The sequence below is a fragment of the Streptomyces bambusae genome, from assembly GCF_020532645.1.
In the GTDB taxonomy this organism is placed as follows: domain Bacteria; phylum Actinomycetota; class Actinomycetes; order Streptomycetales; family Streptomycetaceae; genus Streptomyces; species Streptomyces bambusae.
This window is the reverse complement of the sequence record NZ_JAJAUZ010000020.1, coordinates 79,998-102,182: the sequence shown is the minus strand read 5'-3', so window position 1 is coordinate 102,182 and position 22,185 is coordinate 79,998. Positions and strand designations below refer to the sequence as shown.

At 70.4% G+C, this 22,185-nt stretch carries 18 protein-coding genes; 4 read left to right on the top strand and 14 right to left on the bottom strand.

Going from position 1 to position 22,185, the window contains the following annotated elements; genetic code table 11:
- Positions 1-2 precede the first annotated feature (2 nt).
- The gene (locus LG634_RS16515; RefSeq protein ID WP_226734579.1) at positions 3-1,301 is read right to left on the bottom strand and encodes an MFS transporter; all 1,299 of its coding nucleotides are present in this window, start codon (positions 1,299-1,301) and stop codon (positions 3-5) included.
- A gap of 135 nt (positions 1,302-1,436) precedes the next feature.
- Between LG634_RS16515 and LG634_RS16510 the strand changes: the two genes are divergently transcribed.
- The gene (locus LG634_RS16510; protein WP_226734578.1) at positions 1,437-2,441 is read left to right on the top strand and encodes a LacI family DNA-binding transcriptional regulator; all 1,005 of its coding nucleotides are present in this window, start codon (positions 1,437-1,439) and stop codon (positions 2,439-2,441) included.
- Positions 2,442-2,506: 65 nt separating this feature from the next.
- Here the strand turns inward: LG634_RS16510 and prcA are convergent, their stop codons facing one another.
- The 6 genes from prcA to arc all read right to left on the bottom strand — a co-directional run bounded on the left by prcA (position 2,507) and on the right by arc (position 8,632).
- A complete protein-coding gene (prcA, locus tag LG634_RS16505) occupies positions 2,507-3,268 on the bottom strand; it encodes a proteasome subunit alpha (protein WP_226734577.1) in 762 nt (253 codons plus the stop codon).
- Between the two features lie 36 nt (positions 3,269-3,304).
- Positions 3,305-4,144, bottom strand: a complete 840-nt coding sequence (gene prcB / locus LG634_RS16500) for a proteasome subunit beta (RefSeq protein WP_226734576.1) — start codon at positions 4,142-4,144, stop codon at positions 3,305-3,307.
- On the bottom strand, positions 4,126-4,329 hold the full coding sequence (locus LG634_RS38220; protein WP_308072517.1) for an endonuclease VII domain-containing protein: 204 nt from the start codon (positions 4,327-4,329) through the stop codon (positions 4,126-4,128). The genes prcB and LG634_RS38220 overlap by 19 nt, the downstream gene beginning before the upstream one ends.
- Before the next feature lie 396 nt (positions 4,330-4,725).
- A complete protein-coding gene (locus LG634_RS16490; RefSeq protein ID WP_226734574.1) occupies positions 4,726-4,938 on the bottom strand; it encodes a ubiquitin-like protein Pup in 213 nt (70 codons plus the stop codon).
- Positions 4,939-5,118: 180 nt separating this feature from the next.
- Complete coding sequence (dop, locus tag LG634_RS16485; protein WP_226734573.1) at positions 5,119-6,630, bottom strand: depupylase/deamidase Dop; 1,512 nt, start codon at positions 6,628-6,630, stop codon at positions 5,119-5,121.
- A 235-nt stretch (positions 6,631-6,865) separates the two neighbouring features.
- Positions 6,866-8,632 (bottom strand): proteasome ATPase, encoded by a 1,767-nt coding sequence (gene arc, locus LG634_RS16480; protein WP_226734572.1) that lies wholly within the window; start codon positions 8,630-8,632, stop codon positions 6,866-6,868.
- Positions 8,633-8,885: 253 nt separating this feature from the next.
- Here arc and LG634_RS16475 point away from each other — a divergent pair, with 253 nt between their 5' ends.
- Positions 8,886-9,206: a ferredoxin gene (locus LG634_RS16475; protein WP_226734571.1), complete on the top strand. Its 321-nt coding sequence runs from the start codon at positions 8,886-8,888 to the stop codon at positions 9,204-9,206.
- Between the two features lie 4 nt (positions 9,207-9,210).
- Here the strand turns inward: LG634_RS16475 and LG634_RS16470 are convergent, their stop codons facing one another.
- The 3 genes from LG634_RS16470 to LG634_RS16460 all read right to left on the bottom strand — a co-directional run bounded on the left by LG634_RS16470 (position 9,211) and on the right by LG634_RS16460 (position 12,056).
- A complete protein-coding gene (locus tag LG634_RS16470) occupies positions 9,211-9,777 on the bottom strand; it encodes a hypothetical protein (protein ID WP_226734570.1) in 567 nt (188 codons plus the stop codon).
- Between the two features lie 223 nt (positions 9,778-10,000).
- Positions 10,001-10,903 carry a tRNA (adenine-N1)-methyltransferase gene (locus tag LG634_RS16465; RefSeq protein ID WP_226734569.1) on the bottom strand — a complete coding sequence of 301 codons (903 nt, stop codon included), beginning with the start codon at positions 10,901-10,903 and terminating at the stop codon, positions 10,001-10,003.
- Positions 10,904-10,922: 19 nt separating this feature from the next.
- A complete protein-coding gene (locus LG634_RS16460; RefSeq protein WP_443729016.1) occupies positions 10,923-12,056 on the bottom strand; it encodes a site-2 protease family protein in 1,134 nt (377 codons plus the stop codon).
- A gap of 251 nt (positions 12,057-12,307) precedes the next feature.
- On the opposite strand from LG634_RS16460, the gene LG634_RS16455 reads away from it, so the two are divergent.
- Both LG634_RS16455 and LG634_RS16450 read left to right on the top strand, forming a co-directional pair.
- Positions 12,308-13,180 carry a RecB family exonuclease gene (locus LG634_RS16455; RefSeq protein ID WP_226734567.1) on the top strand — a complete coding sequence of 291 codons (873 nt, stop codon included), beginning with the start codon at positions 12,308-12,310 and terminating at the stop codon, positions 13,178-13,180.
- A gap of 61 nt (positions 13,181-13,241) precedes the next feature.
- Entirely contained in the window at positions 13,242-13,916 is a 675-nt protein-coding gene (locus LG634_RS16450) for a response regulator (RefSeq protein WP_226734566.1), read from the top strand.
- 122 nt (positions 13,917-14,038) lie between these two features.
- On the opposite strand, the gene LG634_RS16445 is transcribed toward LG634_RS16450, so the two are convergent.
- From LG634_RS16445 to metH, 4 genes are all read right to left on the bottom strand, one after another.
- Complete coding sequence (locus tag LG634_RS16445) at positions 14,039-15,616, bottom strand: ABC transporter substrate-binding protein (RefSeq protein WP_226734565.1); 1,578 nt, start codon at positions 15,614-15,616, stop codon at positions 14,039-14,041.
- A 72-nt stretch (positions 15,617-15,688) separates the two neighbouring features.
- The gene (locus LG634_RS16440) at positions 15,689-17,296 is read right to left on the bottom strand and encodes an ABC transporter substrate-binding protein (protein WP_226734564.1); all 1,608 of its coding nucleotides are present in this window, start codon (positions 17,294-17,296) and stop codon (positions 15,689-15,691) included.
- A 446-nt stretch (positions 17,297-17,742) separates the two neighbouring features.
- A complete protein-coding gene (locus LG634_RS16435) occupies positions 17,743-18,444 on the bottom strand; it encodes an HAD family hydrolase (protein WP_226734563.1) in 702 nt (233 codons plus the stop codon).
- A 117-nt stretch (positions 18,445-18,561) separates the two neighbouring features.
- Positions 18,562-22,071, bottom strand: coding sequence for a methionine synthase (gene metH, locus LG634_RS16430; protein ID WP_226734562.1), 3,510 nt, complete (start codon positions 22,069-22,071; stop codon positions 18,562-18,564).
- Between the last annotated feature and the right edge of the window lie 114 nt (positions 22,072-22,185).

Here is a 22,185-nt window from a genome sequence, read left to right as displayed (position 1 = left end):
CATTACGCCTTCTGCTGTGTTCTGAAACCGGGTTCGAGAGCGGCGTTCCGATCATTTTCCGATGAGTCGCCGGCCGGCACCTCCGCCGGAGCCGCCGGCGAACCCGCCACCGCCACGCTCCGGCCCGGACCCGACAGCACCCGCTGAGTGGCCGTCAGCACCAGCCACGCCGCCACACCCGCAGCCACCGCCACGCCGAAACCGCGCGCCGCACCCCCGGACTCCACCGCCGGACCCGCCAGCGCCGTACCGATCGCCGCCCCCACACCGAAGAACGTCACCAGCCACGAGAACGCCTCCGTCACCGTGCCGCGCGGCGCGTGCCGGTCCACCACGATGAACGCACACGCGATCGCCGGCGCCAGGAACACACCCGCCAGCGCCGTCAGCGCCGTCATCGCCACCGGACCCGGCAGGAGCAGCAGCGGCACGTAGCCCAGGGCCAGCAGCGCCACCAGAGTCCGCAGCCGCCCCTCCGCCGGACCGGCCCACTGCCGCGCCCCGTACGTCACGCCGCCGACCAGCGCACCCAGGCCCAGCGCCGCCATCAGCCAGCCGTACACCGTCGCACCGCCGTGGTGGTCCGCGTACGCCATCGCGGCCACCGCGATGGAACCGAGCGCGGCACCCACGAAGAAGAACGCACCCAGCAGCGCCAGCAGGCCCTTCGACCGCAGGGCACCCAGCCAGTGCGCCTCGCGCGGCGCCGACCGCCAGGTCCGCGACGGCTCCGAGACCACCACCGACAGCGCGCCCAGCACCCCCGCCGCGTTCAGCACCAGCAGCGCCACCTGCGGCGACCACAGCGACACGCACAGGGTCACCACCAGCGGACCCACCGTGTACATGACCTCCTGGGCCACCGCGTCCAGCGCGTACGCCGCGTGCACCCGGTCCTCACGGCCGCCGAGCACGCTCGGCCACAGCGCCCGCAGACCGCCCTCCAGCGGCGGGGTGAACAGACCCGCCACGACCACCGAGCCGTACGCCAGCGGCGCCGACCCGATCCCCGAGAACGCCAGACCCGCCATGCCCAGGGCCGACACCACCGCCGCCGGCAGCTGCACCCGCGGCTGCCCGTACAGGTCGACGGCCCGCCCCAGCAGCGGCTGCCCCACCGCGTTCGCCACGCCGTACGCGGCCGCCAGCGCACCCGCCAGGCTGTAGCTGCCGCCCTCGCCGCGCACGAACAGCACGATCGCGATCGACGCGACGCCGTTGGGCAGCCGCCCGATCAGCGTGCCCGCCAGCAGGCGCGCGGCATGCCGGGTCCTGAGCAGTTCCGCGTATCCCGCGGCCATGTCCGCCCCTCTCCGCCCGGACCCTTCCGGGGTAATACGTATAACCAACGCCGTCATACGTACCATGTCCCCCAGCGGCGGGTCCACTCCCGCACCGCCCACCCACCGTCTGACCTGCACTCCCGGAGAGCACCTGTGACCAGGCCCACCAGCCGCGACGTCGCCCGGGCCGCCGGGGTCTCCCAGGCCACCGTCTCCCTCGTCCTCGGCGACAAGTGGCGCGGCCGCGTCTCCGAGCGCACCGCCGGCCTGGTACGCGACACCGCCCGCACCCTCGGCTACCGCCCCAACCTCGCCGCCCGCAACCTCCGCCTCGGCCGCACCCGCACCGCCCTGCTCGTCGTCCCCGCCCTCACCAACGAGTTCTTCGCCCGCGTCTACACCGGCGCCGCCCGCATCGCCGCCGAACACGACTTCGGCGTCGTCCTCTACCTCTCCCCCGACGGCACCGGCCCCGCCCGCGACCCCTTCCCCTCCGCCCGCGCCGCCCTCGACGGCGTCATCGCCTCCTCCATGGCCGCCGGCGCCCTCGACGCCATCCACGGCGAGGAACTCCCCCTCGTCATGCTCGACAGCAACCCCGCCGCCGGCACCGCAGCCGCCTTCGTCAACGTCGCCCTCGCCGACGGCATGCACCAGATCGCCGGCCACCTCCTCGACCTCGGCCACCGCGACGTCGTCCACCTCGCCGCCGCCGTCGACACCTGGACCTTCGACGTCCGCGCCGACGCCCTCGCCACCGCCTTCGGCCGGGCCGGCGCCCGGCTGCGCACCGTCCGCGCCGCCCTCAACGTCGACGCCGGCCGCACCGCCCTGGAGGCCTTCCTCACCGAGGCCGCCGAGCGGCCCACCGCCGTCGTCTGCGACGACGACATCCTCGCCGCCGGCGCCTGCAAGGCCGCCCGCCGGCTCGGCCTGCGCATCCCCCAGGACCTGTCCGTCACCGGCTTCGACGACCTGGCCCTCGCCGGCGCGGTCGAGCCCGAGCTGACCACCGTCGCCCTGCCCGCCGAGCGGGTCGGCGAGCAGGGCATGCACGCCCTCCTCACCGTCCTCGAAGGCCGCCCCTGGGAGTCACCCGACCTCCCCGTCACCCTCAAGGTCCGCGGCTCCACCGCACCCCCGCCGCTCCCCCGCTGACCCCGCCCCGGACACGGCAGTGCCCCGGCCCGCACACGGCGGACCGGGGCACCGGGCTCCGGAGGCTACGCGGACTCCTCCGGCGCCTCGTCGTTCGACACGGCGTCGGCCTGGGCCTCCGCCGCCACCACCGGCTCCAGCAGCCGCTCCAGCTGCCGGCCCCGGATCCGCTTGAACTTCCGCTGCTGCGACCTGGTCCGGTCCAGCACCGCGACCTCCAGCCGGTCCGCGGGGATCTCCCGGTCCGCACCGTTGGTCTGGTTCGACAGCGCCTGGACCGCGAGCTTCAGCGCCTCCGACAGCGTCATGCCGTCCCGGTGCCGCTGGTCGAGGAAGGTGCTGATCTGCTCGGCGTTGCCGCCGACCGCGACCGAGCCGTGCTCGTCCACGATCGACCCGTCGTGCGGGAGGCGGTAGATCTGGTCGCCCGCGGCGGTCGCCCCGACCTCCGCGACCACCAGCTCCACCTCGTACGGCTTCTCGGCCGCCGAGGAGAAGATGGTGCCGAGGGTCTGGGCGTACACGTTCGCCAGCCCACGGGCCGTCACGTCGTCGCGGTCGTAGGTGTATCCGCGGAGGTCGGCGTAGCGCACACCGCCGATCCGCAGGTTCTCGTACTCGTTGTACTTGCCGGCCGCCGCGAAACCGATGCGGTCGTAGATCTCGCTGAACTTGTGCAGCGCGCGGGACGGGTTCTCACCGACGAACACGATGCCGTCGGCGTACTGCAGCACGACGAGGCTGCGGCCGCGGGCGATGCCCTTGCGGGCGTACTCCGCCCGGTCGGCCATCGCCTGCTGGGGGGAGACGTAGAACGGAGTCGACACCGGCTGTCCGTCCCTTTCTTCTCGGGTGACGAGGACTCAGAGGAGGGCCGCGCGCGGCCCGTCGGGCTGCTCCAGGCGGTGCTCGGTGACCGAGCGGGCCAGTGCCGAGGACTCGTCCTCGGTGAGCCTCCTGAAGCCCTCGTCCGTGATGACGGTGACGATGGGGAAGATCCGGCGGGCGAGGTCCGGGCCGCCGGTCGCCGAGTCGTCGTCGGCGGCGTCGTACAGCGCCTGCACGACCAGCGTGGTGGCCTCCTCCTCCGTCAGATCGGGGCGGTACAGCTTCTTCATCGACCCGCGGGCGAAGATCGAGCCCGAACCCGTGGCCGCGAAGCCGTGCTCTTCGGACCGGCCGCCCGTGACGTCGTACGAGAAGATCCGGCCCTTCTCCCTGCCCTCGTCCCAGCCGGCGAACAGCGGGACGACGGCCAGGCCCTGCATGGCCATGCCGAGGTTGCCGCGGATCATGGTGGACAGGCGGTTCGCCTTGCCCTCCAGGGAGAGCGTCGCGCCCTCCACCTTCTCGAAGTGCTCCAGCTCCAGCTGGAACAGCTTCACCATCTCCACGGCCAGGCCGGCGGTGCCGGCAATGCCGACCGCGGAGTACTCGTCCGCCGGGAACACCTTCTCGATGTCCCGCTGCGCGATCATGTTCCCCATGGTCGCCCGCCGGTCACCGGCGAGCACGACACCCCCGGGGAACGTCGCCGCCACGATGGTCGTCCCGTGCGGCGCCTCGACGATTCCCTCCGGCAGCTTCCGGTTCCCCGGCAGCATCTCGGGAGAGTGACTGCCGAGGAAGTCCATGAAGGACGAAGACCCCGGCGTCAGGAAGGCTGCTGGAAGACGCCCGGTGCTCAAGTTTTTTGCTTCCACGCGTTTCCCTCCAGGTATGCGATCGCCCGCCGAAGGGTGTCGGGATCGTCTCCCAACTTTCCGATGGCCGAATTACAGTTGAAGCACAGTACGCCACGGACCTTACCCGTCTCATGGCAATGATCCACATGCACCGCGGGGACCCTACGGCAGATCAGGCACAGGCCGCCCTGCTCTGCGATCATCAGGTCACGTTCCGCCTCGGTGAGCCCGTAAGAGCGCTTGAGATGACTGGCGCGGTTCTCCGAAGCGCGGCACGGCTTGCAACGGGTCGAGAACCCGTCGGAGGCCGACTTGTTCCGGTCCCATTCCGAGTGAGGCTTGATCTGCTTGCACTTGCGGCAGTACTTGTGTCCTGCGGGGGTCTCCACCCTAGGGCGGACGTTCACGCCCCGCGCCGTCTGCCTCTGCTGGTGGTACTCGGCTGCGCACGGCCTGCAGTAGCACTGCAGGCCGTCCCGCATGGCCCGATTCGAGGCGAAGGCATCAAGCGACTTCATCTGCCGACATCGCCCACACTGCTTCCGATCCACAGATCAAGCCCCCCTCACAGCGACCCCGCCTTGGATTCTAAGGCGAAGTCACTCTCCACCCTTCTGAACGAAGGACCGCACGAAATCCTCCGCGTTCTCCTCGAGCACATCATCGATTTCGTCCAGAACGGAGTCGACGTCGTCGGAGAGCTTCTCCTGCCTCTCCTTGAGGTCGGACTGGGCTTCTGCCGCCTGCTCCTCGACCTCCTCCGTCGAGTGCGTGGCCTTCTGCTGTCCGCCGCCGGTGTCCTTGGTCGCCATGTCTCCCTCACCCCGCTCGGTTCGCACGCTCGTGGAGAGATTCCGGGGACGGAATCTCAAGATCAGACCCTGCTCAGACCCTACATTCAGAGCCCCGGTTTCGGGCCGGTCATTTCAGGAACGCCCGGGTTCTCTGCGCTTCATGTCCATGATTCCCAGGCGCCGTGGCTTTAGCCCCGGTCAGCCGCCCGAAAGGACCCGGACCAGGTCCTCGGCCGTGCGGCAGCGGTCCAGGAGCTCCTTGACGTGGTTCCTGGTGCCGCGCAGCGGCTCCAGGGTGGGCACCCGCTGGAGGGAGTCCCGCCCGGGGAGGTCGAAGATGACCGAGTCCCAGGAGGCCGCGGCCACGTCGTCCGCGTACTGCTCCAGGCAGCGGCCGCGGAAGTAGGCCCTGGTGTCCTCCGGCGGCTTGCTCTCGGCCCGTTCCACCCCCGGCTCGTCCAGCAGCCGCTTCATCTTGCCGCGGGCCACGAGGCGGTTGTACAGCCCCTTCTCGGGCCGTACGTCGGAGTACTGGAGGTCGACCAGGTGCAGCCGGGCCGCGTCCCAGTCCAGGCCGTCGCGGCGCCGGTAGCCCTCCAGGATCTCCCGCTTGGCGATCCAGTCCAGCTCGCCGGACAGGCTCATCGGGTCGCTCTCCAGCCGCCCGAGGACGTCCTCCCAGCGGCCGAGCACGTCCCGGGTCTGCTCGTCCGCGTCGGAGCCGAACCGCTCGTCCACGTACTTCCGGGCCAGCTCGAAGTACTCCATCTGGAGCTGCACCGCGGTCAGCGTGCGCCCGCTGCGCAGCTGGATCATGTGGCGCAGGTCGGGGTCGTGGGAGACCTGGTGCAGGGTGCGCACGGGCTGGTCCACGGCCAGGTCGACGGTGATGAAGCCGTCCTCGATCATGGAGAGCACCAGGGCGGTGGTGCCGAGCTTGAGGTAGGTGGAGATCTCGGAGAGGTTGGCGTCGCCGATGATGACGTGCAGCCGGCGGTACTTCTCGGCGTCGGCGTGCGGCTCGTCGCGGGTGTTGATGATGGGCCGCTTGAGGGTGGTCTCCAGGCCGACCTCGACCTCGAAGTAGTCGGCGCGCTGGCTGATCTGGAAGCCGTGCTCGCGGCCGTCCTGGCCGATGCCGACGCGGCCGGCGCCGGTGACGACCTGCCGGCTGACGAAGAACGGCGTGAGGTGGCGCACGATGTCCGAGAACGGGGTCTCCCGTTTCATCAGGTAGTTCTCGTGCGTGCCGTACGATGCGCCCTTGTTGTCGGTGTTGTTCTTGTACAGGTGGATCGGCTGGGCGCCGGGCAGCTGTGCGGCCCGTTCGGCGGCCTCGGCCATGATCCGTTCGCCGGCCTTGTCCCAGAGGACGGCGTCCCGCGGGTTGGTGATCTCCGGGGAGCTGTACTCGGGGTGGGCGTGGTCGACGTAGAGCCGTGCCCCGTTGGTGAGGATGACGTTGGCGAGGCCGATGTCCTCGTCGGTGAGCTGGCTGCTGTCGGCGGCCTCGCGGGCGAGGTCGAAGCCGCGGGCGTCCCGCAGCGGGTTCTCCTCCTCGAAGTCCCAGCGGGCGCGGCGCGCCCGGTGCATCGCCGCCGCGTACGCGTTGACGATCTGGGACGAGGTGAGCATGGCATTGGCGTTCGGGTGACCGGGGACGGAGATCCCGTACTCCGTCTCGATCCCCATTACTCGCCGTACGGTCATGCGGCCCTCCTTGCCCGGCGGCGCTCCCCTCCGGGAGCGGCGCTCAAGTACCGCTGGTGGTCCGGTGCGTGTGCGGTGCCCGTCCCCGCACTGCGGATGCGGCGGTACGGAAAAGCCTAGAGCGGGTGGGCTCTGGTGGGGAGATCATTTCGGTCATTGCCGTGGCGGTGGCGACCGGCTGAAAAGCAGTCGGCTGCGGGTGCCCGTGCAGGGCACCCGCAGCCGCCCCGGTGGGTCAGAGGTACTGACCGGTGTTGGCCACCGTGTCGATGGAGCGTCCGGTGTCCGCGCCCTGCTTTCCGGTGACGAGGGTGCGGATGAACACGATCCGCTCGCCCTTCTTTCCGGAGATCCTGGCCCAGTCGTCCGGGTTGGTGGTGTTGGGCAGGTCCTCGTTCTCCTTGAACTCGTCCACGCAGGCCTGGAGGAGGTGGGAGACGCGGAGGCCCTTCTGGTTCTGGTCGAGGAAGGCCTTGATGGCCATCTTCTTGGCCCGGTCCACGATGTTCTGGATCATGGCGCCGGAGTTGAAGTCCTTGAAGTAGAGGACTTCCTTGTCGCCGTTGGCGTACGTGACCTCGAGGAAGCGGTTCTCCTCGGTTTCGGCGTACATCTGCTCGACGACGGTCTGGATCATGCTGGCGACCGCGACGCCGGAGGACCCCTGGTGCTCGGCGAGGTCGTCGGCGTGCAGCGGGAGGGTGGCCTTGAGGTACTTCGCGAAGATGTCCTTGGCCGCTTCGGCGTCCGGACGCTCGATCTTGATCTTCACGTCGAGCCGGCCGGGGCGCAGGATGGCCGGGTCGATCATGTCCTCGCGGTTGGAGGCGCCGATGACGATGACGTTCTCCAGGCCCTCCACGCCGTCGATCTCGGCGAGCAGCTGGGGGACGATGGTGTTCTCCACGTCCGAGCTGACGCCGGATCCGCGGGTGCGGAAGAGGGATTCCATCTCGTCGAAGAAGACGATGACGGGGGTGCCCTCGCTGGCCTTCTCGCGGGCCCGCTGGAAGACGAGGCGGATGTGCCGCTCGGTCTCGCCGACGTACTTGTTGAGGAGTTCGGGGCCCTTGATGTTCAGGAAGTACGACTTCCCGGCTGCCTTCCCGGTCACCTCGGCGACCTTCTTGGCAAGGGAGTTGGCGACGGCCTTGGCGATGAGCGTCTTGCCGCAGCCGGGCGGGCCGTAGAGCAGGATGCCCTTCGGGGGCCGCAGTTCGTGCTCTTTGAAGAGGTCGGGGTAGAGGTAGGGGAGCTCGACTGCGTCGCGGATCAGCTCGATCTGGTCGCCCAGGCCGCCGATCTTGTCGTAGTCGATGTCCGGGACCTCTTCGAGGACGAGTTCCTCGACCTCGCTCTTGGGGACGACCTCGTAGACGTAGCCGGAGCGGGGCTCCAGCAGGAGGGCGTCGCCGGGGCGGATGGTGATGTCGAGGAGCGGTTCCGCGAGGCGGACCACGCGCTCTTCGTCGGTGTGTCCGACGACGAGGGCGCGCTCGCCGTCCTCGAGGATCTCCTTGAGGGTGACGATGTCGCCGGCGCGCTCGAATTCCATGGCCTCGACCACGTTGAGCGCTTCGTTGAGCATGACCTCCTGGCCGCGCCGGAGGTCTTCCGGGTCGACGCTGGGGCTGACGTTCACGCGGAGCTTGCGGCCTCCGGTGAAGATGTCGACGGTGCCGTCTTCATTTGCCTGAAGGAAGACACCGAAACCGGCCGGCGGCTGAGCGAGCCGGTCCACTTCCTCCTTGAGGGCCACGATCTGGTCTCGGGCCTCACGGAGCGTATTGGCGAGCCGCTCATTCTGAGCGGAGACGCCCGCCAGATTCGTCTGCAGCTCGACGATCCGCTCTTCGAGAATCCTCGTGTGCCGCGGAGAGTCGGCGAGCTTGCGGCGCAGGACGGCGATTTCCTGCTCGAGATAGGCAACCTGGCCGGCGGGGTCTTCAGACCCCCGCCCCGGCCGGATGCCGCGGTTGATGTCGTCGTCGTGGGCTGCCACGGTCCTCACCTCCTCCAAGGGGAGCTGGACGCTTCCTGACCCTACCTGGGCTGGTGGTGATTGAAACCCCTAGATCACAAAGACGGTAGGGGTGTGTCCGATCTTCACCCTTGCGTACTCCCTCACGCCAGGGAAATACCCACGCTTCAACATCGGAAAGCAGCCGGTTGTAAGGTCGAAGCGTTCAACACCCGTCAGGGGCGGCGCGACTTGCGTCACGTTGGATCACAGTGCGCAGGGAACGGCAGGAGATATGACCGTGCAGCAGGAGGCCCCGGGTGGCGGCGCAGACGCGAGCCAGGAGGCCCTGGAGGTCTGGATCGACCAGGATCTCTGCACTGGGGACGGGATCTGCGTGCAGTATGCGCCCGAGGTCTTCGAGCTCGACATCGACGGTCTGGCGTACGTGAAGAGTGCGGACGACGAGCTGCTGCAGGAGCCGGGGGCGACCACTCCGGTGCCGTTGCCGCTGCTGCGGGACGTGGTGGATTCGGCGAAGGAGTGTCCGGGCGACTGCATCCACGTGCGGCGGGTTTCGGACTCGGTCGAGGTGTACGGGCCCGACGCGGAGTGACGGGTCACACACGCTTGGTTTCGGCCGTGGTGCGCAGGAACTTGCCGCCGCTCCAGCGCCACTTGGCGGTGGCGCTGGTGTCGGGGCAGCAGCGCGGTACGTCGGGCGTGGAGTAGCCGAGCAGGGTGGCGGTGACGGTGCCGCCGCGGACGGTGAGCGCGATGGCGTTCTGCCGTTCGGCGGGGTCGAGGAGGGTGGCGACCACCCGGGGGCCGGCGGGGCCGGCGGTGAGGACGTAGACGCCGTTGGGCGGGGTGCCGAGGCCGGCGGCGCAGCGGACGGCCGCCACGGTTTCGGGGCGGCCGTCGCCGTCGAGGTCGCCGGTGGCGCGGGCGGTGATGTCCTGTCCGGCTCCGCGGCAGTCCAGGGGGTAGGTGACGGCGGCGGCGTCGATGACCGGGGTTTCGACGACGGGGGCGCCGGGGGCTCCGTGGGCGTCGGGGGTGCCGGCCGCGGCGGGCTGGAGGAGGCCGGCGGCGGTCACGACGGCGGCGAGGGCGGCCGCGGTGGCGATCCAGTGGACCGGCCGGGTGCGGGTGTGGGCCGGGTCCGGGACGGCGGGGGTGTGCACGCGGGTGGCTCCTGGGGGGCGCGGGCCGGCGGTTTCGGAAGGGGAGAGCCAGCATCGTGCCACACCTCACACGGCGGCGGAACGGCCGGGTCCGTGGGGGGTGTGCCGGTCGGGGCGCGGGTGGCGCGTTCTGCGGCCGGGGCAACGAAAGGGCGCCGTGGCGCAGTTCCCGGGTCGATCGGGGAACTGCGCCGCGGCGCCTTGGTGTTGGGTGCTGCGGGTGTCAGCCGCGCTGGCCGGATCCGGAGCCGGGGCCCTCGTAGTCCTCGCCGTAGGCGCCCTTGGCGGGGCGGCGGCGGCGCAGCGGGGGCTCGACTCCGTCGGCGAGGCGGCGGGCGGTGACGAGGAAGCCGGTGTGGCCGATCATCCGGTGGTCGGGGCGGACGGCGAGGCCTTCCACGTGCCAGTTGCGGATCATCGATTCCCAGGGCTGCGGCTCGGCGAAGCAGCCGATCTCGCGGATGGACTCGACGGTCTTGGAGAGCTGGGTGGTGGTGGCCACGTAGCAGCAGAGGATGCCGCCGGGGACGAGCGCCTTCTTGACGGCGTCCAGGCATTCCCAGGGTGCCAGCATGTCGAGGATGACGCGGTCGACGTCGGTGTCGGACAGGTTGTCCTGGAGGTCGCCGACGGTCAGCTGCCACGCGGGGTGGGGGCCGCCGAAGTAGCGCTCGACGTTGTCCTTGGCGATCTCGGCGAAGTCCGCGCGGCGCTCGTAGCTGTGGAGCATTCCGTGGTCGCCGATGGCGCGCAGCAGGAAGCTGCTGAGCGAGCCGGAGCCCACGCCCGCTTCGACGACGCGTGCGCCGGGGAAGATGTCGGCGAAGGCCAGGATCTGGCCCGCGTCCTTGGGGTAGACCACGGCGGCGCCGCGGGGCATGGACAGGACGTAGTCGGGGAGCAGGGGTCGCAGCGCGAGGTACGCGACGTTCCCCGTGGTACGGACAACACTGCCCTCGGGAGCGCCGATCAGCTCGTCGTGGGGGAAGGAACCCTTGTGGGTGTGGAAATTCTTCCCGGCTTCGAGCGTGAACGTGTAGTGGCGTCCCTTGGGGTCGGTGAGCTGGACCTGGTCCCCGACCTTGAAGGGCCCGCGTCGGCGGGCGGCACCGGTCGGTTCGGACATGTGACCAGTGTATTGGGTGTCAGGAGTGGGGCCGCGCCATGGCCTGGACGAAGGCGGTCTCGACGTCCTGGGTGGACAGGACGCCGTAGATCTCGCCGGTCTCCTCGACGACGAGGTATTCGGTGGCGGGGCTGGTGCGGAGGGCTTCGAGGAGGTCTTCGCCGGCGAGCTCTGCGGAAACCTTCATGCCGTCGGTGAGGTCCTGGGAGACGGTGCCGACGTCGACCCAGGGGCGGCGGTGGGCGGGGACGGAGGCGAGGGCGGCCTCGCGGACGAGGGCGGTGGGTTCGCCGTGGGCGTCGACGACGACGAGGGCGCGGGCGCCGGCCTCATTGGCGCGGCGGAGGGCTTCGGAGAGCGGGGTGGCGGCCTCGACGGGGATGGCGCGGCGGGTGAGGGTGCGGGCGCGGAGCCGGGGCAGGTGTTCGCGGAGGCGGGCCATGCGCAGGCTGCTGCCGGCACCGGTCCAGATGATCGCGGCGAGGATGGCGGCGAGGAGGGCGTCGGTGACGGTTTCCATGCCGGTGAGTTCTTCGGCGCGGTTGCCGAGGAGCTCGCTGCGGGTGAGCCAGGGCAGGCCGACGAGGACGGCGACGGCGAGGGCGCGGCCGGTCCAGGCGGCGGCGACGGTGCCGGTCATGGGGCGGCCGGTGAGGCCCCAGACGACGGCGCGGAGCATGCGGCCGCCGTCGAGGGGGAGGCCGGGCAGCAGGTTGAAGGCGGCGACGATCAGGTTGGAGATCATCAGTCCCGCCAACAGGACACCGGGGATGCTGCCGGGGCGGGTGGTCTGCATGCCGGCGTAGAAGAGGCCGGCGAGGACGAGGGAGAGCAGGGGGCCGACGAAGGCGAGGACGAATTCGCGGCCGGGGGTCTCGGATTCCTTTTCGATCTCGGAGACGCCGCCGAAGAACTGGAGCCGGATGCGGCGCACGGGGAGCTTGTAGCGGAGTGCGGCGACGGTGTGGGCGAGTTCGTGGACGAGGACGGAGGCGTAGAAGGCGACGGCGAAGAAGAGGGCGACGAGGTAGCGGCCGCCGCCGAGGTCGGGGAGGACGGTTTCGAGGCGGTCGCCGAAGACCCAGGTGATGAGGGCGGCGACGAGGAACCAGCTGGGTGAGACGTAGACGGGCACGCCGAAGGGGCGGCCCATGAGGAGGCCGCCGCCGGGGTCGGGGCGCCGTCGTCCGTTCGGTGCGGTGTCCGCGGGGCCTTCCGGGGTGTCGGTGTCGGCCACTGCTGTCCTTCGCTCGGCTGGTCGGTTCGTGGGGGGCTGTGCCGGTTTTCCGTGGTTCGGGGGTCCCGGTTCCGCTGCGTGCGGTGATGATTCGATCATGCTGCGCAAGGGTCCCTGGGGTCGATGGTATGCGCGGGCTGTCGGTGGCGGGCCGTAGGGTCTTCGTCATGACGACGATCCCCGGTCCGGGTGGCGGCGATGCCGCGGCGCCTTCTTCGCTGTCCCCGTCGCGGGCGAGTGACTTCATGCAGTGCCCGCTCCTGTACCGGTTCCGGGTGATCGACCGGCTGCCGGAGAAGCCGAGTGCGGCCGCGACCCGGGGCACGCTGGTGCACGCGGTGCTGGAGCGGCTCTTCGACCATCCGGCGGCGGAGCGGACGGCGCCGCGGGCGAAGGCGCTGATCCCGGGGCAGTGGGACCGGCTGCTGGAGGCGAAGCCGGAGCTGGCGGGCCTGTTCGCGGAGGATCCGGAGGGCGTGGAGCTGACGCGCTGGCTGGCGGAGGCCGAGTCGCTGGTGGAGCGCTGGTTCACGCTGGAGGACCCGACCCGGCTGGAGCCGGTGGAGCGGGAGTTCTTCGTGGAGACGGAGCTGGAGTCGGGGCTGCGGCTGCGCGGGATCATCGACCGGGTGGACGTGGCGCCGACGGGTGAGGTGCGCATCGTCGACTACAAGACGGGGAAGGCGCCGCGGCCGGAGTACGCGGAGGGTGCGCTGTTCCAGATGAAGTTCTACGCGCTCGTGGTGCGGCGGCTGAAGGGGGTGCTGCCGCGCCGGCTCCAGCTGGTGTACCTGGGCAGTGGCGAGGTGCTGACGTACGACCCGGTGCCGGCGGATCTGGAGCGGGTGGAGCGGAAGCTGCTGGCGTTGTGGTCGGCGATCCGGGAGGCGACGGAGACGGGCGAGTGGCGGCCGCGGCCGACGAAGCTGTGCGGCTGGTGTGATCATCAGGCGGTGTGTCCGGAGTTCGGCGGCACTCCCCCGGTGTATCCGCTGGAGATCGTGCGCCGGGGCGGCGGGGAGCGCCCGGCGGAGGGCTGATCTCGGGCTCAGGGCAGAATGGGCGGGACTGCGCGATCCGCCCGACGATGTGAGGTTCTCCGTGGCTATCCGTGTCCTGCTGGTCGACGACCAGCCGCTGCTGCGCACCGGTTTCCGGATGATCCTGGAGGCCGAGCAGGACCTGGTGGTGGTGGGTGAGGCCGGGGACGGTCTGCAGGCGCTGGACCAGGTGCGGGCGCTGCAGCCGGACGTGGTGCTGATGGACATCCGGATGCCGCGGATGGACGGGGTGGAGGCGACCCGGCAGATCACCGGTCCGGAGCGCAACGGTCCGGCGAAGGTGCTGGTGCTGACCACGTTCGATCTGGACGAGTACGTGGTGGAGGCGCTGCGCGCGGGTGCGAGCGGCTTCCTGCTGAAGGACGCGCCGGCGAACGAGCTGGTGCAGGCGATCCGGGTGGTGGCGGGCGGTGAGGCGATGCTCGCGCCGAGCATCACGCGGCGGCTGCTGGACAAGTACGCGGGTCATCTGCCGTCGGGCGAGCAGCCGGTTCCGGACACGCTGGGCTCGCTGACCGAGCGGGAGGTCGACGTGCTGAAGCTGGTGGCGCGGGGGCTGTCGAACGCGGAGATCGCGGCGGACCTGTTCGTGAGCGAGACCACGGTGAAGACGCACGTGGGGCACGTGCTGACGAAGCTGGGGCTGCGGGACCGGGTGCAGGCGGCCGTGTACGCGTACGAGAGCGGTCTGGTGCGGCCCGGGGCCGCCCAGTAGCGCCCGTGCTGCGCAGCCCGGACGCGCGACCGCCCCCGGTGCCCTTGCGACCGCCCCCGGTGCCCTTGCGGGCGCCGGGGGCGGTGCCGTTCCCGGTCGGCGCGGGGCCGGCCGGGGTGGCGTCAGCTGCTCTTGCTGATCTCCCCGAAGCGGAAGACGGTGGAGGCGTCGAGGGACCACTGGAGTCCGGTGACGTTCTCGCGGGCCACGGCGTACTGCTTGCTCTGCCACAGCGGCAGGACGGGGACGTCGTCGGCGACGATGTTCTGGAGCTGGGCGTAGTCGCCCGTGGTGACCGACCGGTCGGATGCGGCGGCGGTCTTCGGGAGGATCTTCCCGGTGATCGTCGCGTTCTCGTAGCGGTTGTTGAGGACGTTGCCCTCGCCGAAGAACGGCTGGCTGAAGCTGTCCGCGTCGGGGTAGTCGGGGATCCAGCCCTTGACGTAGACGCCGTAGCGGCCGGCGGCGACGTCCTTCTCGTACTGGTCGTACTCGACGGACTTGACCTCGGCCTCGAACAGGCCGCTCGCGTTGAGCTGCTTGGCGATGGCCTGGAACTCCTGGTCGGTGGCCGGGCCGAAGCGCGACGGGGTGGACCAGAGGGTGATCTTCACCTTGTCGGTGATGCCGGCCTTGCGCAGGGCGGCCTTGGCCTTGGCGGGCTGCGGGGTGCCGCCGTAGCGGTCGAAGAATGGCGTGGTGTGGCCGCTGATCCCGGACGGGATGATCGAGTACAGCGGGGTGGCGGTGCCGTTGTAGACGTCGCGGACCAGGGCCTCGCGGTCGACGAGGTAGGCCATGGCCTTGCGGACGGCGCTCTTGCCGGCGACCGGGTCCTCGGTGTTGAAGACGAGGTAGCGGACCTCGGCTCCGGTGCCCTGGACGACGTCGATCTGCTCGGCGCCGGTGCCCAGGCCCGCGATGTCGGCGGCGGCCAGGCCGCGGAAGGCGAAGTCGATGTCGCCCTTCTCCAGTGCCTGCTTGAGGGCCGCCTGGTCGTTGTGGAAGAACTTCATGGTCACGCCGGAGTTCTTCGCCTCGGCCTGGCCGGTGTACGAGCCGTTGACGGCGAACTTGGCGCTGTCCCCGTCGAACGACTCGAGGGTGTAGAGGCCGGAGCCCGTGGCCTTGCCGTCGGTGCGCAGCTTGTCGGCCGGGTACTCCCGGTGGTCGACGATGGAGCCGGCGCCGGCCGCGATCTTGCTGGGGAAGGTCGCGTCGGAGTTCTTGAGGCGGAAGACGACGCTCTTGTCGTCCGGCGTCTCGATGCTCTCGATGGAGGAGAGCAGGACCGCGGGCCCGTTCGGGTCGTTGATCTTCAGGGTGCGCTCGAAGGAGTACTTGACGTCCTTCGCGGTGAGCGTGTTGCCGTTGCTGAACTTCAGCCCGGACTTCAGGGTGCAGCGGTAGACCTTGCTGGCGCCGTCCTCGAAGCCGCAGCTCTGGGCGGCGTCGGGCTCGGGGGACGTGCTGCCCTTGGGGAAGCTGAGCAGGGTCTGGAAGACGTTGTTGAACAGGAGCCAGGAGCCGGCGTCGTAACCGGAGGCCGGGTCCGTGGCCGCCACCTTGTCGGACATCCCCATGACCACCGACTTGCCGGTGCCCTTGGATCCCGCATCCTCCGTACCGCAACCGCTGAGCAGGGCTGCCGCGGTGACCGCGCCGAGCGGGGCCGCCAACCACTGGTTACGTCTGTTCACGCGAACGTGCCTCACTGTCTTGACTCTGGTGTCCGCCGGCCCGCGCCATCCGCTGCCGGTTTGCCGGGTGGATCAGCCGCTGACGCCGCGGCCGAGCTCCCACAGCTGAAGGTCGGAGATGGAGTTGACCGACCACTCCACACCGGTGATCCCGTCGCGTGCGGCGACGTACTGCTTGGCCTGCCACAGGGGCAGCACCGGCACGTCCTCGGCGACGATGTCCTGGATCCGGCCGAAGGTCTGCGCGGCGACCGTGCGGTCGCCGGTGCGCCGGGATTCGGGGATCAGCTTGTTGCGCACCGTGCCGTTGGCGTACGGCGTGTTGAGGAAGTTGCCCTCCTCGAGGAACGGTGCGAGGAAGTTGTCGGCGTCCGGGAAGTCGGGGAACCAGCCGAGGCCGTAGACCGCGTACTCGCCCTTCTTCTGGGCGGGGCGGTAGTCGGCCCACGGGGTGCCCTGGACGGTGACGTCGAACAGCTTGGTGGCGTTGAGCTGGGCCTTGAGGGCCTCGAACTCGGCGGCGGTGCCGTCGCCGTAGTGGTCCGTCGTGTAGTTCAGGGTGAGCTTGACGGGGGTGGCGACGTCCGCGCGGCGCAGCAGGGCTGCCGCGGCGGAGGCGTCGGGCTCGCCGCCGTACTTGTTGAAGAACGAGTTGACGTGGCCGCCGACGCTGGAGGGGACCAGCGAGTAGAGCGGCTCGGCGGCCTTGCCGTAGACCTTGTCGAGGAGGGCGGACCGGTCGACGGTGGCGGCGATCGCCTGGCGGACGGCCTTCTCCTTGACGGCCGGGGCCTCGGTGTTGAAGCCGAGGTAGCGGATCTCCAGGCCGGGCATCGGGACGAGCTTGACGCCCTTGGGCGGGTTGCCGGCCAGCTCGTCGATCTGGGCGGGCGAGAGGCTGCGGGACATCATGTGGATGTCGCCGTCCTCCAGGGCCTCGCCCATGGCGGCGGAGTCGGCGAAGGAGCGCAGCTCGACCTTGTCGTTCTTGAGCTTGAGGTCGCCCTTGTACTTGTCGTTCTTGGTGAAGACGGCCCGGACCAGCTGGTTGTCCTTGACCTCGGCCTTCATGGTGTACGGGCCGGAGCCGTCCACGTCGAAGCCGGGGCGCAGGGCGCCGCCCTGGTACTTCTTGCTGCTGACGATGCCCGCGGCGGGGGTGGACAGCTTGTACGGGAAGGTGGCGTCGGGGGTCTTCAGGTGGAAGACGACCGTGTCGTCGCCCTTGGTCTCGATGGTGTCGAGGGTGGAGAGGAGGACGGCGGGGCCGTTCTCGTCGTTGATCTTCAGGGTGCGCTCGATGGAGAACTTGACGTCCTGGGCGGTGAGCGGGTCGCCGCTGGAGAACTGGAGGCCTTCGCGCAGGGTGCAGCGGTAGCTCTCGTTGCTCTCGTCGGTGAAGCGGCAGTCCTCGGCGGCCTCGGGGACGGGCTCGCCGCCGCCGCGCGGGATGTGCATCAGCGTCTGGACGGTCTGGCGCAGCACGTTCCAGGTGCCGGCGTCGTACGCGTAGGCGGGGTCGAACGGGGCGGGGGCGTAGTCCGCTGCCTCGAACCGGTCGGTGGTGCCGACCACGATGGCGCCTCCGCCCGCTCCCCCTCCGGTGGCGCTGCCGCAGGCGGCGAGCGCGGGGGTGAGCAGCACGGCGGCAGCCGTCAGCACCAGGGTCTTGCGGTTCATGCTCGGAGTTCTCCCTCAACCGGCACTTGGTCACAGCGGTAAAGGGCATTGCGCCGGGCGCCCGTTCGGGGCGGAACGATCGGGCCGGGTCTTTAGACGATCGGTTCCACGCGGGCCGCGTGCAGGGGTGTAGTACGCGGTCCACGAGAGGTGGCGGCGCAGTGCCGGCTTTGACGATAGTGGTCCGTGGCGGGATGGCTGGAACTGGCCGGACTTGGGGCGTAATCGCACGGTGATGGGTGCCAACTGGCTGCGCACGGTGACGCCCGGCGCTTTCGGTCAGGAGATGATCAATCCGGACACAAGGGAAGCGTTCCGGGCGCGCAAAGCGGACACCGCGGGTCTTCCCGGGTGACGAAGGTCACCCGGGGCCGGCGGCGGGGGGAACTCGCTGTGACGGAATTTGCGCCTCCGCCGCCCGTCGGGCGGGCACGGGCGGTGACGGTTCAGTTCATTCCGGTGATGAGGGAGCGCAGGAAGGCCAGGTCGACCTCTTCGAGGGAGGCGACGACGGTGCGGCCGGGTGCGGGGGCGATGGCGGCGACGGAGGGCACGGCGACGACGCGGCAGCCGGCGGCTTCGGCGGCGGCCACTCCGGTGGCGGTGTCCTCGATGACGGCGCAGCGGGCGGGGTGGGCGCCGAGGGCGTGCGCGGCCCGCAGGTAGGGGTCGGGGTGGGGCTTGGTGCGGGGCACTTCGTCGCCGGCGACGCTGAGGGCGAAGCGGTCGGGGCCCAGGGAGCGCAGGATGCGGTCGATGACGCGCCGGTGGGAGGCGGAGACCAGGGCGGTGGGCACGTTGTGCCGGGCGAGTTCGGCCAGCAGGCGTTCGGCTCCGGGCATCAGCGGTACGTGCTCGGCGATGCGGGCCTCGAAGCGCTCGTTGAGCACGACGCTCAGCTCGGCGAGGCCGATCTCGGCGCCGGTGGCCTGGAGGAGGAAGCCGAGGCTGCGGCTCATGGGGCCGCCGACGACGACGTCGCGCCAGCTCTCGTCGAGGCGGTGGCCGAGTTCGGCGAAGACGGCGACTTCCGCGTCCCACCAGAAGCCCTCGGTGTCGACGAGGGTCCCGTCCATGTCGAGCAGCACGGCCTGGAGGGCCGAGCCGTCGGCCGTCACGGGGACGGACACGGGAACCGTGCTGGTCATACGGCGCACCTCCGGGCGGTGGGGACGACAAGGCCGGCCGCCTCTCCCCGCGGGCGTGCTGCCCCGTGGACCAGGCGACCGGCCTGTGTGGGACCGACCAGTGTACGTCGATCTCGGTCAGCGTGCGTTGAAGTACTTCGCCTCGGGGTGGTGGAGGACGATCGCGTCGGTCGACTGCTCGGGGTGGAGCTGGAACTCCTCGGAGAGGTGGACGCCGATCCGCTCGGGCTGCAGCAGGTCGGCGATCTTCGCGCGGTCCTCCAGGTCGGGGCAGGCGCCGTAGCCGAGGGAGAAGCGGGCGCCGCGGTACTTGAGGTCGAACATGTCCTCGACGTTGGCGGGGTCCTCGGCGCCGAAGCCGAGTTCGGCGCGGACCCGGGCGTGCCAGTACTCGGCGAGGGCCTCGGCGAGCTGGACGGACAGCCCGTGCAGCTCCATGTACTCGCGGTAGGCGTCGGCGGCGAACAGCCGGGCGGTCTCCTCGCCGATCTTCGAGCCGACGGTGACGACCTGGAGCCCGACCACGTCGGTCTCGCCGGTCTCCTCGGGGCGGAAGAAGTCGGCCAGGCACAGGCGGCGGCCGCGGCGCTGGCGGGGGAAGGTGAAGCGGGTGCGCTCGGAGCCGTCCTCGTGGAGGAGGATCAGGTCGTCGCCCTTGGCCACGCAGGGGAAGTAGCCGTAGACGACGGCGGCTTCGAGGAGGTTGTCGGTGTGCAGGCGGTCGAGGAGGCCGCGCAGCCGGGGCCGGCCCTCGGTCTCGACGAGGTCCTCGTAGCTGGGGCCGCCGGCGCGGGCCTGCTTGAGGCCCCACTGGCCCTTGAAGAGGGCGCCTTCGTCGAGCCAGGAGGCGTATTCCTTGAGGCCGATGCCCTTGATCACGCGGGTGCCCCAGAACGGCGGGGTGGGCACGGGGTTGTCGTAGGAGACGTCGGAGCGGCCGCCCGGCTCGGGCTCGGCGACCTGGAGGGCGGCGGTGTCCCGCTTGGGGACGCGGCGCTGCTTGAGTTCGGGGAGGGTGGCGCCGGGCACGCCGCGCTTGACGGCGATGAGGGCGTCCATGAGGCGCAGCCCCTCGAACGCGTCGCGGGCGTAGCGGACTTCGCCCTCGTAGATCTCGTGGAGGTCCTGTTCGACGTAGGCGCGGGTGAGGGCGGCGCCGCCGAGGATGACGGGGTAGTCGGCGGCCAGCTTGCGCTGGTTGAGCTCCTCCAGGTTCTCCTTCATGATCACGGTGGACTTCACGAGGAGGCCGGACATGCCGATGACGTCGGCGCGGTGTTCGGCGGCGGCTTCGAGGATCGCGGAGACGGGCTGCTTGATGCCCAGGTTGACCACGTTGTAGCCGTTGTTGGAGAGGATGATGTCGACGAGGTTCTTGCCGATGTCGTGGACGTCGCCGCGGACGGTGGCGAGGACGATGGTGCCCTTGCCCTCGGCGTCGGACTTCTCCATGTGCGGTTCGAGGTGCGCGACGGCGGTCTTCATCACCTCGGCGGACTGGAGCACGAACGGGAGCTGCATCTGCCCGGAGCCGAAGAGCTCGCCGACGACCTTCATGCCCTCCAGGAGGGTGTCGTTGACGATGTCGAGGGCGGGGCGGTCGCGGAGGGCTTCGTCGAGGTCGGCTTCGAGGCCGTTCTTCTCGCCGTCGATGATGCGCCGCTGGAGGCGCTCCTCCAGCGGGAGGGCGAGGAGTTCCTCGGCCTTGCCGGCCTTGAGGGACTTGGTGTTGACGCCCTCGAACAGCTCCATGAGCTTCTGCAGGGGGTCGTAGCCCTCGGCGCGGCGGTCGTAGATGAGGTCGAGGGCGGTGGTGACCTGCTCCTCGTCGAAGCGCGCGATCGGCAGGATCTTGCTGGCGTGGACGATCGCGGAGTCGAGGCCGGCCTTGACGCACTCGTCGAGGAAGACGGAGTTCAGCAGGATGCGGGCGGCCGGGTTGAGGCCGAAGGAGATGTTGGACAGGCCGAGGGTGGTCTGGACGTCCGGGTGGCGGCGCTTGAGTTCGCGGATGGCCTCGATGGTGGCGATGCCGTCGCCGCGGCTCTCCTCCTGGCCGGTGCAGATGGTGAAGGTGAGGGTGTCGATGAGGATGTCGCACTCGTTGATGCCCCAGTTGCCGGTGAGGTCGGCGATGAGGCGTTCGGCGATGGCGACCTTGTGCTCGACGGTGCGGGCCTGGCCCTCCTCGTCGATGGTGAGGGCGATCAGGGCGGCGCCGTGCTCCCGGGCCAGGCGGGTGACCTGGGCGAAGCGGGACTGCGGGCCGTCGCCGTCCTCGTAGTTGACGGAGTTGATGACGGCGCGGCCGCCGAGCTTCTCCAGGCCCGCGCGGATGACGTCGACCTCGGTGGAGTCGAGGACGATCGGCAGGGTGGAGGCGGTGGCGAAGCGGCCGGCGAGCTCCTCCATGTCGGCGACGCCGTCACGGCCCACGTAGTCGACGCAGAGGTCGAGCATGTGGGCGCCCTCGCGGATCTGGTCGCGGGCCATCTCGACGCAGTCGTCCCAGCGGCCGGCGAGCATGGCCTCGCGGAACTTCTTGGAGCCGTTGGCGTTGGTGCGCTCGCCGATCGCCATGTACGCGGTGTCCTGGCGGAACGGCACGGTCTGGTAGAGCGAGGAGGCGCCGGGTTCGGGGCGCGGGTCGCGGGCGCCGGGGGCCAGGGTGCGGACCCGCTCGACGACCTGGCGGAGGTGTTCGGGTGTGGTGCCGCAGCAGCCGCCGACGAGGGAGAGGCCGTACTCGCGGACGAAGCCCTCCTGGGCGTCGGCGAGCTCGGAGGCGGACAGCGGGTAGTGCGCGCCGTCCTTGGTGAGGACGGGCAGGCCGGCGTTGGGCATGCAGGAGAGGGGGATGCGGGCGTTGCGCGCGAGGTAGCGCAGGTGCTCGCTCATCTCGGCGGGGCCGGTGGCGCAGTTCAGGCCGATCATGTCGATGCCGAGGGGCTCCAGCGAGGTCAGCGCGGCGCCGATCTCGGAGCCGAGCAGCATGGTGCCGGTGGTCTCGACGGTGACGGAGCAGATCAGCGGGACGGTGACGCCGAGGGCGGCCATGGCGCGGTGGGCGCCGATGATGGAGGACTTCGTCTGCAGGAGGTCCTGGGTGGTCTCGACGAGGAGGGCGTCGGCGCCGCCGGCGAGGAGTCCCTCGGCGTTGGTCTGGTAGGCGTCGCGGATGGCGTCGTACGAGATGTGGCCGAGGGTGGGCAGCTTGGTGCCGGGGCCCATGGAGCCGAGCACCCAGCGCTGCTGCCCGGTGCTCGCGGTGTAGGCGTCGGCGACCTCGCGGGCGATGCGGGCGCCGGCCTCGGACAGCTCGTGGTTGCGCTCGGGGATGTCGTACTCGGCGAGCGCGGAGAGGTTGGCGCCGAAGGTGTTGGTCTCGACACAGTCCACGCCGACGGCGAAGTAGGCCTCGTGGACGGAGCGGACGATGTCCGGGCGGGTGACGTTGAGGACCTCGTTGCAGCCTTCGAGGTTCTGGAAGTCCTCGAGGGTGGGGTCCTGCGCCTGGAGCATCGTTCCCATGGCTCCGTCGGCCACCACCACGCGCGTGGCGAGCGCCTGGCGGAGGGCGTCGGCCCGGGTCTGGGTGTCTGCGGACGGGTTCGGCAACGAGGCCATGGAATGCTCCCTGTGTGCGACGGCTGTCGGCTTTGCACCCTGTGTGTCCAGGGTGCACGCCGTCAGGTTAACCGCGCGGGTGCCGGGCAGGTGAAGGCGTCCCACCCTCCGGAC

Coding starts and splice junctions, on each gene's coding strand:
- LG634_RS16515 (WP_226734579.1), bottom strand. CDS start 1,301: ATGGCCGCGGGATACGCGGAACTGCTCAGGACCCGGCATGCCGCGCGC.
- LG634_RS38220 (WP_308072517.1), bottom strand. CDS start 4,329: ATGATCGCAGAGCAGGGCGGCCTGTGCCTGATCTGCCGTAGGGTCCCC.
- LG634_RS16490 (WP_226734574.1), bottom strand. CDS start 4,938: ATGGCGACCAAGGACACCGGCGGCGGACAGCAGAAGGCCACGCACTCG.
- dop (WP_226734573.1), bottom strand. CDS start 6,630: ATGACCGTACGGCGAGTAATGGGGATCGAGACGGAGTACGGGATCTCC.
- LG634_RS16475 (WP_226734571.1), top strand. CDS start 8,886: ATGACCGTGCAGCAGGAGGCCCCGGGTGGCGGCGCAGACGCGAGCCAG.
- LG634_RS16465 (WP_226734569.1), bottom strand. CDS start 10,903: ATGTCCGAACCGACCGGTGCCGCCCGCCGACGCGGGCCCTTCAAGGTC.
- LG634_RS16460 (WP_443729016.1), bottom strand. CDS start 12,056: ATGGGCCGCCCCTTCGGCGTGCCCGTCTACGTCTCACCCAGCTGGTTC.
- LG634_RS16455 (WP_226734567.1), top strand. CDS start 12,308: ATGACGACGATCCCCGGTCCGGGTGGCGGCGATGCCGCGGCGCCTTCT.
- LG634_RS16440 (WP_226734564.1), bottom strand. CDS start 17,296: ATGAACCGCAAGACCCTGGTGCTGACGGCTGCCGCCGTGCTGCTCACC.
- LG634_RS16435 (WP_226734563.1), bottom strand. CDS start 18,444: ATGACCAGCACGGTTCCCGTGTCCGTCCCCGTGACGGCCGACGGCTCG.
- metH (WP_226734562.1), bottom strand. CDS start 22,071: ATGGCCTCGTTGCCGAACCCGTCCGCAGACACCCAGACCCGGGCCGAC.